Origin of the sequence: Streptomyces flavovariabilis (assembly GCF_000725785.1) — a bacterium.
Classification (GTDB): Bacteria; Actinomycetota; Actinomycetes; order Streptomycetales; family Streptomycetaceae; genus Streptomyces; species Streptomyces hawaiiensis.
In genome coordinates this window covers 1-15,027 of sequence record NZ_JNXD01000017.1, presented here as the reverse complement: position 1 = coordinate 15,027, position 15,027 = coordinate 1, and the positions used below count along the sequence as shown (strand labels likewise).

The following is a 15,027-nucleotide window of genomic DNA, read 5'->3' as shown; positions in this document are numbered from 1 at the left end:
CGCGTCCTAGCGGATTTCGAGGATCTTCTCCCGCATCGCGTACACCACCGCTTCCATCCTGGAGTGCAGCTGCAGCTTCTCCAGGATGTTGCGGACGTGGTTCTTCACGGTGTTCTCGGAGATGAACAACTCCTTGGCGATGTCACGGTTGTTCATTCCCGTGGCGACGAGCTTGAGGACTTCCAGTTCCCGGTCGGTCAGGCGCGGCGCGGGCACCAGCCGGCGTTCGTCCGTGCGCTGGATCATCGACTTGAACTCGGTGAGGAGTTTCGACGCCATCGACGGGCTGATCTGCGACTGCCCGTCGGCCACCGCGCGAATGGCGGTGGCCACCTCGTCCGTGGAGATCTCCTTGAGGAGATAGCCGGTCGCGCCCGCCTTGATGGCGTCGTAGAGATCGGCTTCCTCGTCGCTGATCGTCAGCATGATGATCTTGGCGCTGGGTGCCACCTCCTTGATGGAGGTGCACGCCTCGATCCCGCCCCGCTTGGGCATCCGCACGTCCATCAGGACGATGTCGGGCAGCAGGTCGGCGGCCTTCTCGACGGCCTCCGCGCCGTCGCCCGCCTCTCCTACGACCTGGATGTCCTCCTCGGCCGCGAGCACGATCTCCAGGCCACGGCGGAACAAGGCGTGGTCGTCCACCACAAGGACTCTGATCGGTTCCTTGCGTGGAGTCCCCGAGTCCGGGCCCATGCCGACGACGCCGTCGTCGGCATCACGCATCGGTCCGAAGCTGTCCGCCATCGTTCCTCCCCCTGAAGGCTGTGGCCTGAGGTCCTGAGCCATCGCCAACCCAGAGCAACGACCCACCGGTTGGGCCGTGGCCACCATGATTTCATGCCCGGACGGCACCGGGGTGCCGGAGTGGGGCGCGAAGTGGTCGCACGGGGGTGCCCCTGGGGGCGCACACGCGCTCCAGGGGCACCTGTTCCGCTGTCACCCGGCACGGTCAGCCGCCGAGCGCACCTCCCGCGTCGGGGGAGTGCGCCTGTGTGACCATCGTGTCCGTACTGAGGTGGATCACGCCGTAGTCGTAGGCGTGCCGCCGGTAGACGACACTCGGTTCCTTGGTCTCGGAGTCGACGAACAGGTAGAAGTCGTGCCCGACCAGCTCCATCTCGTAGAGAGCCTGGTCGAGGGTCATGGGGGCTGCGACGTGGGTCTTCTCGCGGACGACGATGGGGCCGTCACCCTGCACTTCCAGCGAGCCGATCTTCTTCGTGGGTACGGCCTCGGGCTCCTCCTCGGGAGCCGGCGCCAGACCGTTTCCATTGAGCGTCGCCACGCCCGGGACGTGGTCGGCGACCTCGGCGGCCGGGATCCGGCGCGCACCACGGCGCGAATACCGCTTGTCGTGCTGCCTGCGCAGCCGGGCTTCCAGCTTTTCCGCCGCCAGGTCGAGCGCCGCGTACGGATCGCTCGCCGCTGCCTCAGCCCGGATCACCGGACCGCGGGAGCGGAGCGTGATCTCCACTCGGTCACAGCGGTCGGCCTGCCGGGGGTTGGGCTCCTTGGACACCTCGACGTCGAGGCTGATCACCTTGCCATCGAGCTTCTGGATCTTCTCCAGCTTCAGCTTCTCGGCCACGTGCTTCCGGAACCGCTCGGGCACCTCGGTCTTGCGGCCCTTGACGACGATGTCCACGCAGAACTCCGTTCCCGGATCGCTCCGCTTCGGTGCGGAGCGTCTCCCTTTTGCACCAGGCTCCGGTGAGTCCCGGAACCTCGGACTCGGTGACTTCCACCTCCTCCCCCGCGAGCGAGATCTCCACTCCACCGTCGCGGGTGATGAAGAAAAACCCGCAGCACGGCATTCGGATTTGAGAGGTGTGGCCTGCGGCTTTCCCTCTCACCGAACATATCTCGCCCGGACGGATGTCGTCACCCTCTACTGCGGCGTACCTCCGTTCAGGTGAATAGGCCCTCTCCTTACCTGCAACGACACAAGATCTCAGTCAGTTCCGGTTTATTTCGAAAGAGTCCGGTGATGCCGCCACCACTGCCGCGCACACCACGTCTACGACTCCGCCGGCGTCCACGGCGCCCGCGTTCACCTGCCGGTCGGGCCGCCGGCCCGTCCTCTCTCGCCTTGATCCGACGTTCTGTTCCTCTCTGCTTTCCCACGTCTCTCCCCCGTACACGGCCGAAGTCCATGCAGCGTTGGGAATCGGCCCGGTCGCCCCGGACGGAATCTGCGGCCGGTACGAGACTGCCCGCACGGCTCGGGCGGCCTCCGCCAGCGAGGCCCCCGTGGTCATCACGTCGTCGACGAGGACGACCGGCCCCCCGGTGAGCAGCCGGGCACCTCCGGGAGCGACCTCCAGCGCGCCCGCCAGATTGTCCAGTCGCTGCCGGGAGTTGAGCCCCGACTGGTCGGCCACGGCCCGCCGTTGCCGCAGCACGCCGGCCACCCGGGCCGGAAACCCCCTCCGCCGCAACTCACCCGCCGCCGCGAGCGCGATCCGCCGCGCCGGATCATGTCCCCGGGCTCGCACCGCCCGCCGCCCGGACGGCACCGGCACGAGCAGCGCAGGAGCCCCACCACCCCGGGACCAGGTCACCCCCGCCCCCGCCGGAGCCAAGGCGCCCCGGAGCCCTGCCAGCACGGCTCCCGCCAGCGCCACCCCGAGCGGTCCGGCGAGCGCCAGGGCGCCCCGCTCCTTGTGGGCCAGCAGCGTCGCCCGGACCTCGTCCGCGTACCGGGCCGCCGCGTGCACCAAGGGCAGCCCGGGCGGCTCCGGCACCGGCCGCACCCGATGCACCGCGCCTTCGCTCAGCACCGCACGGCACCGCGCGCACAGCACCGTACGAGGCATCCCGCAGCCCCCGCACTCGCCCGGCAGCACCAGGTCGGTGAGGTCCTGCCACCACCCCCGCATGGCCACCACTGTGCCCCTATGGGCCCGGCCCGGCCACCCCTGTGGACAACCAACCGCCCCGCCACCTGCTCGTCACCCACACGAGCGACACCCGCAGAACCCACCACCGGCAGCCACGAGCAGCCCCACGCACACCCCCTGAACGCCGACGGCCGCTCCTCCCGAGTCCAGCCTCGGCAGGAGCGGCCGCCCGCACCCAGAACACCCCGGCCACACCTGCCACCGGGGGCGCTCACGCCTCACCCCGGATAGATGGGCGCCGTCCCCTCCGTCACCTTCTGCCACTGCTCGCCCGACGGCAGACGGACGATGCCGTCCACCGAGTACGCCACCAGCGGCAGCTGGTCGTCCTCGGCGGCGGTGACCTCCTCGACGCCGGTCAGGGCCGCGGGCGCCGGCACGTCCGGCGTGGAGCCGTCGACCTGGACGTACCGCATCTGCTCGACGCCCCCGTGCTCGCGCCCCACCACCACGAGCCGGCTGTCCCCGGCCCACGACATGGTGGTGACCTCCTCCAGCTCCGGTGTCGCGGAGCGCAGTTCGACCACCCTGACGGCCGGCTTCTCACCCGGCTTCTCGTCCCGCTCGATCAGCCCGATGAGCAGGGTCTTCTTGTCGCCCTTCTGCACGACGAGCGCGATCCGCACACCGTCGGCGGCGACCCGCACGGACTGGATCCGTCCGTCCAGGTGCGGTGTGCGCACCTCCACCGGATCGCCCTTGCCCTCCTCGAAGAGGAGCAGCCGGGGATGCCCGGGGTCACGGTCGGCCACCCACAGGCCGTCGTCAGCGTCCCAGCTGGGGGTCGTCAGCCGGTCCTTCTCGGCCTTCCCCTGGCTGCGCAGCACCGGCTCGCCCAGTGAACCGCCCGAGACCAGCGACCCCACGTACAGCGACCGGCCGTCGAGGCCGACGCCGGCCGCGGTGCGCTCGTCACGCGCCACCGACACCGACCGGATCGCCGTGTCTCCCTCACCGAGCGCCCCCGGCACCGGGTCCGGCTTGGTGTCACTGCTGCCCGCGGAGATCCGCACGAGCCGGTGCTTGCCGTCGACGAAGTACAGGTAGCCGGGCGGCCGCGCCGAGCTCCGGGAGGCCGCCGAATCGGCCCCGGCCTGCGTGAGCGAGCACAGCTCCGCCCCGTCGGCCCGCAGCTCGACCTCGTCCACCGCCGGGCTGAGGTTCCGCAGCGTGAACAGCAACTGGGCGGCCATCTCCTGGCACCGGTTGATGCCGATGCCCGCGGCCTTGTCGTTGAGCGGGACGGTCAGCTTGCTCCGGTCGTCGGGCGTCAGCGCCCCGGCGTCCTTGGCCAGCGCCGTACCGGTGGGGAAGCTCGACCTGACCACGGGTCCGAGCCACCGCGTGGGCCCGTTGAGCAGGGAGTTCACCATCTGTGTCATGGGCTCCACGCGCCGGCGCACGTAGACGGGGTCGGCGACCGCCGTGGGCTGCGACTGCGCACCGGCCGCTTCGCTGTTCGAGGCGAAGTAGTACTTGCTGACGGACATGTAGTTGCGCTGGAAGTCCGACTCGCCCATGACGACGCCCTGTGGCAGCGCGTCGATCCGCCACTGCCGCTTGTCGTCCTGCGACAGGTGCACGCTCCTGCCGTACGCCCCGGTCGCCGGCGCGTAGGCCTGCTGCGCGTCGACGGTGGCGACCTTGGTGCCGGTCAGCATGTACGAGATCTCGCCGGTGTCCTCCCCGCCGCCGCCCGGCTCGGGCTTGGCGCCCGGCCCGTCCGTCAGCACCGTGGCGGACGCCTCGGGCCGCCACGACTTCGCGGCTTCGCCGGTCAGGTACTGGCGCGCGGTCTTGTAGTGGGCGTCGTCGCTGGTGAGCGCCTCCAGGAAACCCTGCACGATCTCCGAGGGCGGCGCGTCCTCCCCCGGCGGCACGGCGAACACCTGTACCTGGGTCTCCTGGCGCGGTGTGGACTCCACACCGCGCAGATCCCCGCTGTCCGGCATCGAGGCACACCCTGCCAGCACCAGAACGCCACCGGCTGCGTACACCGTCACCCGCGCGTGCCTGCGCCGGCCCCGCCCTTCGCGGTCAGCGCCCACGAGATGCCTCCCCTTGCCTGTCCACGTCCCCGAACTCGCTCTCCCGGCTGCCCGGGCCCGTGGAGCCGTCGTCCTCGCCCCGCGGCCCGTTCACGACCGGATCCCGTCCGGACCGGCCGTGGGCGTCCTCGTCGCGCCCTGCCCCCTCCGGGCCGCTCACGTCCCCGCCGGGAGCCGGCTCCCCCGCCCCCGCCGACTCGTCCTGCCTCCGCGTGCCCGAGGCAGGCCTGGGCACCACTCGCGAACCATTTCCGGGCAGCGCCGTCGGGTCCGCCGTAGGGGCGACACGCGGGGGTATCGGATCCCGCTTGGCCCCCTGTGCCACCGGCCCGCTCACCGGCTGCGCCGGCACGGTCGCCCGCTTCTCGCCGTCCCCGCCGCCGCACGGCAGACCGGCGTCGTCGAGCCCCCGGTTGCGCCGTGAGTCCTTGGGCTCCAGCGGTATCGGGGAGCCCCGCAGCGGCTCGTCGGCGGTCCTGGGCAGCGTCAGCCGGAACTGCGAACCGCCGCCCGGCTCGCCCCACGCCTGCAGCCAGCCGCCGTGCAGCCGCGCGTCCTCCAGGGCGATGGACAGCCCCAGGCCCGTACCACCCGTGGTCCGCGCGCGTGCCGGGTCGGCCCGCCAGAAGCGGCTGAACACCCGGGTCGCCTCGCCCGGCTTGAGCCCGACGCCGTAGTCCCGCACCGCGACGGCGACGGCACCGCCGGCCGCGGCGAGCTTGACGACGACGTCCCTGCCCTCGCCGTGCTCGACGGCGTTGACGACGAGGTTGCGCAGCACACGCTCCACGCGCCGGGCGTCGGCCTCGGCGACGACGGGCTGCTGGTCGCCGAGGATCCGGATCCGTGTGTCCTTGCGCTCCGCGAGCGGCTCGGCCCCGCTGACCACTCGCCGTACGACGTCCCTGAGGTCTATCGGCTCCGCCTCCAGGGCCGCGGCCCCGGCGTCGAACCGGCTGATCTCCAGCAGGTCCGCGAGCAGCGATTCGAACCGGTCCAGCTGGTCGGCGAGCAGCTCCGCCGACCGCGCGGTCACCGGGTCGAAGTCCACCCGCGCCTCGTGGATGACGTCCGCGGCCATCCGTACGGTCGTCAGCGGCGTACGCAGCTCGTGCGACACGTCCGACACGAACCGGCGCTGCATCCGCGACAGGTCCTCCAGCTGGCTGATCTTCAGCTGGAGGTTCTGCGCCATCTTGTTGAAGGCCTCACCGAGCCGCGCGATGTCGTCCTCGCCGGTGACCTTCATACGCTCCTGGAGCCGCCCGGCCGACAGCCGCTCCGCGATTCCCGCCGCCATCCGCACCGGCGTGACGACCTGCCGCACGACGAGCCAGGCGATGGCCCCGAGCAGGACGACGACGAACAGCCCGGCCGTCGCCAGCGTGCCCTTGACCAGGCTCAGCGACTTCTCCTCCTGGGTGAGCGGGAAGAGGTAGTAGAGCTGGTACGGATCGCCGTTGGGGTCGTCGACCTGCTTGCCGATGACCAGGCCCGGCTGGGAGTCCTTGGTGGCGTTGGTGTAGGTGATGCGGGTGTAGCTCTGCGCGGCCGTCGTACTGCTGCCGATCCGCTCGCGCAGGTCAGCGGGCACGCTCCTGTTCCAGTCCACCTCGCCGGAGGCACGCTGCCCGCGGCCGCCCGCGCCGTCCGCGCCGGTGGCCGGGAGGGTCACCACCTCGAAGGCGCCCTGGCCGCCACTGGAGAGCGAGGAGACGAGGTCGCTCATCCACGGGGTGACGTTCTGCGCGGGACGCCCGTCCGACGTGGCGACGTCACCGCCGGTGCCGCTCGCCGCTTCGGCGGCCCGCTGCTCGGCCACCGCGAACCCGCCCGTGGCCTGGCTCTGGGACGCCTTCACCTTGGCGTCCAGCAGGCCGTTGCGCACCTGCCCGATGACGACGAAGCCCAGCAGCAGCACCACGCCCAACGACATCAGCAGCGTCGTGACGACGACCTTGAGCTGGATGTTGCGCCGCCACAACCGCATGACGGGCAGCAACGGCCGGCGCACCCACCGCATGAACAGGCGGATGACCGGGCTGCCCTGGACCCCACCCTGGAGCAGCAGCCCGCTCTCCAGGAACCGCCCCCAGCGGGAGCCGGACTTCTTGCGTCCGACAGGCCGCTCCGGGCGGGCCCCGGACCGGCCGGGCGCCGAAGCGGCACTGTCGCCGGACATGTCAGCTCGGTCCTGCCTTGTACCCGACACCACGGACGGTCACCACGATCTCCGGCTTCTCCGGGTCCTTCTCGACCTTGGAGCGCAGCCGCTGCACATGCACGTTGACCAGCCGCGTGTCCGCCGCGTGCCGGTAGCCCCAGACCTGCTCCAGCAGCACCTCACGCGTGAACACCTGCCACGGCTTGCGCGCGAGCGCGACCAGCAGGTCGAACTCCAGCGGCGTCAGCGCGATCGACTGCCCGTCCCGCTTCACCGAGTGCCCGGCCACGTCGATGACCAGGTCACCGATGGCGAGCTGCTCCGGAGCGGGCTCCTCCGACCTCCTGAGCCGCGCCCGGATCCGGGCCACCAGCTCCTTCGGCTTGAACGGCTTCACGATGTAGTCGTCCGCGCCCGACTCCAGGCCCACGACGACATCGACCGTGTCGCTCTTCGCCGTCAGCATCACGATCGGCACGCCCGACTCCGCCCTGATCAGGCGGCACACCTCGATGCCGTCCCGGCCGGGCAGCATCAGGTCGAGCAGCACCAGATCGGGCTTGGCCTCACGGAACGCGGCCAGCGCCTTGTCTCCGTCGGCCACGAACGACGGCTCGAAACCCTCACCACGCAGCACAATGCCGAGCATCTCGGCCAGTGCGGTGTCGTCGTCGACGACAAGGACTCGTCCCTTCATAAACGACATCATCCCATTCTCATAACAGCGGCGAAGGCAGTGGTGAGGTAGGTCACCGGCCAGTGACCATAGTCGCAGCAAGCGCTACTGTCTGCCCTCGCCCGCCCTCAGATGATCTCCAGCAGGGCCGGGAGGGCGAGGGTGCCGGAGCCCGCCCCGCCCCGCACACCCCTCCGCAGCGCCCCGCTCAGCCCGCCGCCACCCGGCGCGAACGCGCACACAGCTCGGCGAGTGCCTCAGCAGTCACAGGCGAAACAACACCCTCCTCCGTGACGATCGCCGTCACCAGCTCGGACGGAGTCACATCGAACGCCGGGTTGTACGCCTGCGTCCCCAGCGGCGCCACCGGAATCCCACCGCCCGCCTCCACACCGGCCACCGGCACCTGCGGAGCCGTCACCTCGGTCACCTCATGCCCGGGACGCTGCTCCACCTCGATGGACGCCCCGTCCGCCGTGTCCAGATCCACCGTCGTCACCGGCGCCACCACGATGAACGGCACATGGTGGTACCGCGCCAGCACCGCCAGCGGATAGCTCCCGACCTTGTTCGCCACCGAACCGTCCGCCGTGATGCGGTCCGCCCCGATCAGCACCGCGTCCACCTCCCCCGCGGCGAACAGAGACCCCGCCGCGTTGTCGGTGAGCAGCGTGTACGCCATCCCGCTGCGAGCCGCCTCGTACGCCGTCAGGCGCGCGCCCTGCAGCAACGGCCGCGTCTCGTCCACCCACAGCCGACGCAGCCGCCCCGTCCGGTGCGCCGCGAGCGCCACCGCGAACGCCGTGCCCTCCCCGCCCGACACCAGCGAACCGGTGTTGCAGTGGGTGAGGATCCGGTGCCCGCCGCCGGGCAGCAGTTCGTCCAGCAGCGCCAGCCCGTGCTCGGCCATCCGCCCACTGGCCTCGGCGTCCTCCCGGTGCAGCTGCCGCGCCGCGGCCAGCGCCGTCGCGGCCGCCTGCCCGACGTCACCGCCCTTGGCGAGCGCCGCCTCATGGGCCGACTGGGCCCGGCGCACGCCCACGGCCAGGTTCACCGCGGTCGGCCGGGCGCCCGCCAGCGCGGCCGCGGCCTCCTCCACGTCGAAGCCCCGCACGGCGGCGAGCGCGACGCCGTACGCCCCCGCGATGCCGAGCAGCGGTGCCCCGCGCACGGCCAGCGAGCGGATCGCCTCCACGAGTGCGGACGCGTCCGTACAGACCAGTTCGACCTCCTCGGCCGGCAGCCTCGTCTGGTCGAGCAGGACCAGAACGGGGCCTTCCGGTGGCTCTTCCCAGCGGATCGCCGGAATCTCGGTCGGCCGTTTGTCATCGCCGCTGTGCGCGTACTGATCAGCCATGCGGTCAGTCTGCCCCCTATCGAGCGGACAATTGAAGGTACGCAGCCCATACCGCGGCCGGTCACTCCAAGACCACCCCATGGCACGATGGCTGCCAACCTGCCGCCGCGACCGCGGACGGGCACCGTGAAGGAGCGACGATGAACGACACTCCGGGTTGGGCCTCGCCCGGATCCGCCCCGTCCGACGGCCAGAAGCCGGACCAGTCCGGCCCTGCCGAGCCCACCGACCGCCCCGCACAGCCCGCGGACCAGCCGGCCCAGCCCGGCCAGGCCCCGCAGGGCCCCGGCTCGCAGTGGTCCAGGGAACAGCCGCCACCGGCCCAGTGGTCCGCCCCCAGCGGCCCGCCCGCCCCCGGCCAGGCTCCCCCGCCTCCGCCCCCCGGCCCCGGCTGGGGCAGCCAGCCCCCCGGCGGATACGGTCCGGGAGGCCACGGCGGATACGGCGCCCCCGCAGGCCACGGCGGCTGGGGAAGCGGCTGGGGCGGTCCCCCGCCCGCCGCCAAGCCCGGCATCATCCCGCTCCGGCCGCTCGGCGTGGGCGAGATCCTCGACGGCGCGGTCTCCACCATGCGCACCTACTGGCGCACGGTCCTGGGGATCTCGCTGACCGTCGCGGTCCTCACCGAGGTCATCGTCGTCCTGTTCCAGGGCCTCGTCCTGGAAGACTCCAGCACCGACGCCCTCAACGACCCCAGCGCCACCCTCAGCGAGCTGAGCCGCGCCATGGGCGACGCCCTGCTCAACTCCAGCGTCGTCTTCGTGATCTCCCTGGTCGGCACCGTCATCGCGACCGCCCTGCTCACCACCGTCACCAGCCGCGCCGTACTCGGCAAGTCGGTGACCATCGGCGAGGCCTGGCGCGACGCCCGCCCTCAGGTCCTCAAACTGTTCGGCCTGATCTGCGTGTTGCTGCTCATCACCGTCGGCGTCGTCACCGTGGGAGCCCTGCCGGGCCTCCTCGTCACCGTCGCCGGGAACAGCGGCGCAGGCGTCGCCCTCACCGTCCTCGGCATCATCGGCGCCGGCATCGTCGCGCTGTGGCTGGCGATCCGCTTCTCCCTCGCCTCGCCGGCCCTGATGCTGGAGAAGCAGGGCATCAAGAAGGCCATGAGCCGCTCCGCGAAGCTCGTCCAGGGCACCTGGTGGCGGATCTTCGGCATCCAGCTGCTCGCCACGCTCATCGCGAACGTCGTCGCCTCGATCATCGTCATCCCCTTCACCCTCCTCGCGGCGGCCCTCAGCGGCGACGGCCTCACCGGCTGGCTCAACACCGGTGTCGGCAGCCTCGGCTGGACGTTCCTCATCATCAGCGGCATCGGCTCGGTGATCGGCTCCATGATCACGTTCCCGATCACGGCTGGCGTCACCGTGCTCCTCTACATCGACCAGCGCATCCGCCGAGAGGCCCTCGACCTCGAACTGGCCCGCGCCGCCGACGTCCAGGGCTACGGCCCCACCACCGCCCCCGGCGCCACCCCCGGGAGCTGATGCGGTGAGCCGGGCGGGGGAACTTCTCACCACGGCGCTGCCACGCGCCGGCATACGGACGCTGCTGAGCGCCGGCGACACCTCCCTGCTGTCGCCGGCCCGCTCCGCCGACGAGCCGCCCCTCACCATCCCGCGCGACCCCGCGCGGGAGGCGGCCCGGCGCGAGCTCTCCAAGCGGATGTACCACGAGGACGACCCCAGCCTGTTCCAACGCGCCCTCGACGCCTTCTGGGACTGGCTCGGCAAACTCTTCAACGCCGCCTCGACCGCCACCCCCGGCGGCGCACTCGGCCTGATCGTCATCATCCTGGCCGTCATCGCGGTCCTGGCCGCCCTGTGGTGGCGCCTGGGCACCCCGCGCCGCCAACCCACCTCGTCCGCGGCCCTGTTCGACGACCGCCCCCGCAGCGCCGCCGACCACCGCGCCACCGCCGAGGCACACGCCGCCCAGGGCCACTGGAACCAGGCCCTCCAGGAACGCATGCGTGCCCTCGTCCGCGCCCTCGAGGAACGCGCCCTCCTCGACGTCCGCCCCGGCCGCACCGCCGACGAGGCCGCAGCCGAAGCCGGCCGGGCCCTGCCCGCCCACACCGACCGGCTGCGCACCGCCGCCCGCGACTTCGACGACGTCACATACGGCGGCCGCTCGGCGACCGAGCAGTCGTACCACCGCCTCGCAGAACTCGACCGCGACCTGGAACGCACCAAGCCCCAGCTCGCGGCGAGCAGCGCCCACACGGCCCCCAACACCCGCCAGGGAGCCGCCGAATGACCACCGAGGCCACCCTCACGTCCACCTCGGCCTCGCCCACCGCCCGCCAGGTGTGGACCCGCGCGCGCGGTATCGCACTCGCCCTCGTGGTGCTCGTCGCGGGAGCCGTCGCCATCGCCGTCCTCCGCTCCGACGCCCGCCACGGCGAACTCGACCCGCGCTCCGCCGATCCCAACGGCAGCCGCGCCGTCGCCGAACTCCTCGCCGACCGGGGCGTGGACACCCGCGTGGTCACCACCCTGGACGAAGCAGCCACCGCAGCCGGCCCGGACACGACCCTCCTGGTCGCCGCCCCCGACCTGCTGACCCGCAGTCAGCAGACCCGGCTGCACAAGGCGTTCGCCGACTCCCGCGGCCGCACCGTCCTGGTCGCCTCCGGCAGCGCCTCCATCGAACGGCTCGCCCCCGGCGTCACCGCCGACCCCGCCACCAGCCTCGACTCGATTCTCTCCCCCGACTGCACTCTGCCCGCCGCCCGCCGCGCCGGCACCGCCGACACGGGCGGCGTCCGCTACACCACCACCCACCTCGGCGCCGACGCCTGCTACCCCAGCGAACGCCTGGCCACCCTGCTGCGCATCCCCGACGGCACTGGGGACGGCGACACCGTCGCCCTGGGCGCGCCCGACATCCTTCTCAACGACCACCTCGACGAGCAGGGCAACGCCTCGCTCGCACTCCAACTCCTCGGCTCCCGCCCCCATCTGGTCTGGTACCTCCCCACGCTGTCCGACACATCGGCCACCGGCCCCGACGACGAACGCAGCTTCTTCGACCTGCTCCCCTCGGGCTGGCTCTGGGGCACCCTGCAACTGTTCATCGCCGCAGCCCTGGCCGCCCTCTGGCGGGCACGCCGACTCGGCCCCCTCGTACCCGAAAAACTCCCCGTCGCGATCCGCGCCTCGGAAACCGCCGAAGGCCGCGCCCGCCTCTACCGCAAGACCGACGCCCGCGACCGCGCGGCCGACGCTCTCCGCTCCACCACCCGCACCCGCCTCGCCCCCCTCGTAGGCGTCCCCGTCACCCAGGCGCACACGCCCGAGGCCCTGCTCCCCGCCCTGTCCGCCCACCTCCACGGCGACGGCCAGGACCAGCACGCCCTCCTCTTCGGATCACCGCCCAGCGACGACGCAGCACTCATCGCACTCGCCGACCGACTCGACGCCCTCGAAAGAGAGGTACGCCGTCCATGATGGACCCGACCACTGACAACGCCGGGCAGACCGGGGACCCGGGCACCGCCCGAGACGCCCTGGAGGCCCTGCGCGCCGAGATCGCCAAGGCCGTGGTCGGCCAGGACCCCGCCGTCACCGGCCTCGTCGTCGCCCTGCTCTGCCGCGGCCACGTGCTCCTCGAAGGCGTCCCCGGCGTCGCCAAGACCCTCCTGGTCCGCGCCCTCGCCGCCGCCCTCGAGCTCGACACCAAACGCGTCCAGTTCACCCCCGACCTCATGCCGAGCGACGTGACCGGCTCCCTGGTCTACGACACCCGCAGCGCCGAGTTCTCCTTCCAGCCCGGCCCGGTCTTCACGAACCTCCTCCTCGCCGACGAGATCAACCGCACGCCCCCCAAGACCCAGTCGTCCCTCCTGGAAGCCATGGAGGAACGCCAGGTCACCGTCGACGGCACCCCCCGCCCCCTGCCCGACCCGTTCCTGGTCGCGGCAACGCAGAACCCGGTGGAGTACGAGGGCACCTACCCCCTCCCGGAAGCCCAGCTGGACCGCTTCCTCCTCAAACTGACCATCCCCCTGCCCTCCCGCCAGGACGAGATCGACGTCCTCACCCGCCACGCCGAGGGCTTCAACCCCCGCGACCTCCACGCCGCCGGCGTACGCCCCGTAGCGGGCCCCGCAGATCTGGAGGCGGCCCGCGCGGCGGTCGCCAAGACGGCCATCTCCCCGGAGATCACCGCCTACGTGGTCGACATCTGCCGCGCCACCCGCGAGTCGCCGTCCCTCACTCTGGGCGTCTCCCCTCGAGGCGCCACGGCTCTCATGGCCACGGCCCGCGCCTGGGCCTGGCTCACCGGCCGCGACTACGTCATTCCCGACGACGTGAAGGCCCTCGCCCTCCCCACCCTCCGCCACCGCGTCCAGCTCCGCCCGGAGGCCGAGATGGAAGGCGTGACGGCCGACTCCGTCATCAACGCGATCCTCGCTCACGTCCCCGTCCCCCGCTGATGGCACTCACCGGACGCACCGCCCTCCTCGCGGCCCTGGGCTCCCTCCCCGTCGGCATCTGGGAGCCAAGTTGGACGGGCATCCTGGCGGTCAACGCACCCCTGGCCGTGGCCTGCGCCTGCGACTTCGCGCTGGCCGCCCCCGTACGCCACCTGGGCCTGACCCGCTCCGGCGACGCCTCCGTACGCCTCGGCGACACGGCGGACGTCACCCTCACCATCACCAATCCGTCCCGCCGCACTCTGCGCGCCCGACTCCGCGACGCGTGGCCCCCCAGCACCTGGCAGCCCGGCACGGAAACCACGGCCTCCCGCCACCGCCTCACGGTCCCCCCGGGCGAACGTCGCCGTTTGACGACCCGTCTACGCCCCACCCGCCGAGGCGACCGCCAGGCCGACCGCGTCACCATCCGCTCGTACGGCCCGCTCGGCCTCTTCGCCCGCCAGGGCAGCCACCAGGCCCCCTGGACGGTTCGGGTCCTGCCCCCGTTCACAAGCCGCAAGCACCTGCCCTCGAAGCTGGCGCGTCTCCGCGAACTGGACGGCCGCACCAGTCTCCTCACGCGCGGCGAGGGAACGGAGTTCGACAGCCTGCGCGAGTACGTCCCCGGCGACGACACCCGCTCCATCGACTGGCGCGCCACTGCCCGCCAGACCACGGTCGCGGTACGCACCTGGCGTCCCGAGCGTGACCGCCATATCCTCCTGGTCCTCGACACCGGCCGTACTTCGGCCGGCCGCGTGGGCGACGCACCCCGCCTCGACGCCTCGATGGACGCGGCCCTCCTCCTCGCCGCTCTCGCCTCCCGGGCCGGCGACCGCGTGGACCTGCTCGCCTACGACCGGAAAGTCCGCGCTCTCGTCCAGGGCCGCACCGCAGGCGATGTCCTTCCCGCCCTGGTCAACGCGATGGCCATGCTCGAGCCGGAACTCGTCGAAACGGATGCCCGAGGCCTCACGGCCACCGCACTCCGTACGTCCCCCCGCCGTTCCCTGATCGTCCTGCTCACCACGCTGGACGCGGCCCCCATTGAGGAGGGTCTGCTCCCGGTCCTCGCTCAGCTCACGCAGCGCCACACGATTCTGGTGGCTTCGGTGGCTGACCCGCACATCACAGAAATGGCCACAGCACGCGGCAAGGTCGAGGCGGTCTACGAGGCCGCCGCAGCCGCTCAGGCCCAGTCGGAGCGTCATCGCACCGCAGAACAACTTCGCCGCCACGGTGTCACGGTCGTCGATGCCACACCGGACGAGCTGGCGCCGGCACTGGCGGACGCGTACTTGGCATTGAAGGCGACCGGACGCCTCTGACATAAATCGGGCCCCCGAAAGGGGGTCTAAACGCAGAAAACCCCCGCATCCGAAGATGCGGGGGTTTTCCCAAAAATTGTTCGGCGGCGTCCTACTCTCCCACAGGGTCCCCCCTGCAGTACCAT

The 15,027-nt window shown here is 71.9% G+C and carries 12 protein-coding genes; 5 read left to right on the top strand and 7 right to left on the bottom strand.

Going from position 1 to position 15,027, the window contains the following annotated elements:
* Nucleotides 1–6: 6 nt before the first annotated feature.
* The 7 genes from IO24_RS0127095 to mtnA all read right to left on the bottom strand — a co-directional run bounded on the left by IO24_RS0127095 (nucleotide 7) and on the right by mtnA (nucleotide 9,148).
* Nucleotides 7–747, bottom strand: a complete 741-nt coding sequence (locus tag IO24_RS0127095; RefSeq protein WP_031139906.1) for a response regulator — start codon at nucleotides 745–747, stop codon at nucleotides 7–9.
* Nucleotides 748–952: 205 nt separating this feature from the next.
* Nucleotides 953–1,648, bottom strand: a complete 696-nt coding sequence (gene hpf / locus IO24_RS0127090) for a ribosome hibernation-promoting factor, HPF/YfiA family (RefSeq protein WP_031139904.1) — start codon at nucleotides 1,646–1,648, stop codon at nucleotides 953–955.
* Between the two features lie 310 nt (nucleotides 1,649–1,958).
* Nucleotides 1,959–2,882, bottom strand: a complete 924-nt coding sequence (locus IO24_RS0127085; RefSeq protein ID WP_031139902.1) for a ComF family protein — start codon at nucleotides 2,880–2,882, stop codon at nucleotides 1,959–1,961.
* 239 nt (nucleotides 2,883–3,121) lie between these two features.
* Entirely contained in the window at nucleotides 3,122–4,951 is a 1,830-nt protein-coding gene (locus IO24_RS0127080; RefSeq protein ID WP_031139900.1) for an LpqB family beta-propeller domain-containing protein, read from the bottom strand.
* On the bottom strand, nucleotides 4,941–7,133 hold the full coding sequence (mtrB, locus tag IO24_RS0127075; RefSeq protein WP_037668559.1) for an MtrAB system histidine kinase MtrB: 2,193 nt from the start codon (nucleotides 7,131–7,133) through the stop codon (nucleotides 4,941–4,943). Before mtrB ends, IO24_RS0127080 begins: the two co-directional genes overlap by 11 nt.
* A 1-nt stretch (nucleotide 7,134) precedes the next feature.
* Nucleotides 7,135–7,824: a two-component system response regulator MtrA gene (gene mtrA, locus IO24_RS0127070; protein ID WP_009188938.1), complete on the bottom strand. Its 690-nt coding sequence runs from the start codon at nucleotides 7,822–7,824 to the stop codon at nucleotides 7,135–7,137.
* A gap of 175 nt (nucleotides 7,825–7,999) precedes the next feature.
* Nucleotides 8,000–9,148 carry an S-methyl-5-thioribose-1-phosphate isomerase gene (gene mtnA / locus IO24_RS0127060; RefSeq protein ID WP_031139894.1) on the bottom strand — a complete coding sequence of 383 codons (1,149 nt, stop codon included), beginning with the start codon at nucleotides 9,146–9,148 and terminating at the stop codon, nucleotides 8,000–8,002.
* A gap of 140 nt (nucleotides 9,149–9,288) precedes the next feature.
* Between mtnA and IO24_RS0127055 the strand changes: the two genes are divergently transcribed.
* The 5 genes from IO24_RS0127055 to IO24_RS0127035 are packed head-to-tail and all read left to right on the top strand — an operon-like array spanning nucleotide 9,289 to nucleotide 14,902.
* Complete coding sequence (locus tag IO24_RS0127055) at nucleotides 9,289–10,638, top strand: glycerophosphoryl diester phosphodiesterase membrane domain-containing protein (RefSeq protein WP_031139892.1); 1,350 nt, start codon at nucleotides 9,289–9,291, stop codon at nucleotides 10,636–10,638.
* A gap of 4 nt (nucleotides 10,639–10,642) precedes the next feature.
* Nucleotides 10,643–11,410 (top strand): DUF4129 domain-containing protein, encoded by a 768-nt coding sequence (locus IO24_RS0127050; protein ID WP_045296668.1) that lies wholly within the window; start codon nucleotides 10,643–10,645, stop codon nucleotides 11,408–11,410.
* Nucleotides 11,407–12,603 carry a DUF4350 domain-containing protein gene (locus tag IO24_RS0127045; RefSeq protein ID WP_031139888.1) on the top strand — a complete coding sequence of 399 codons (1,197 nt, stop codon included), beginning with the start codon at nucleotides 11,407–11,409 and terminating at the stop codon, nucleotides 12,601–12,603. Before IO24_RS0127050 ends, IO24_RS0127045 begins: the two co-directional genes overlap by 4 nt.
* Complete coding sequence (locus IO24_RS0127040; protein WP_107063033.1) at nucleotides 12,603–13,592, top strand: AAA family ATPase; 990 nt, start codon at nucleotides 12,603–12,605, stop codon at nucleotides 13,590–13,592. Before IO24_RS0127045 ends, IO24_RS0127040 begins: the two co-directional genes overlap by 1 nt.
* Entirely contained in the window at nucleotides 13,592–14,902 is a 1,311-nt protein-coding gene (locus IO24_RS0127035) for a DUF58 domain-containing protein (RefSeq protein ID WP_031139883.1), read from the top strand. The genes IO24_RS0127040 and IO24_RS0127035 overlap by 1 nt, the downstream gene beginning before the upstream one ends.
* Nucleotides 14,903–15,027 lie beyond the last annotated feature (125 nt).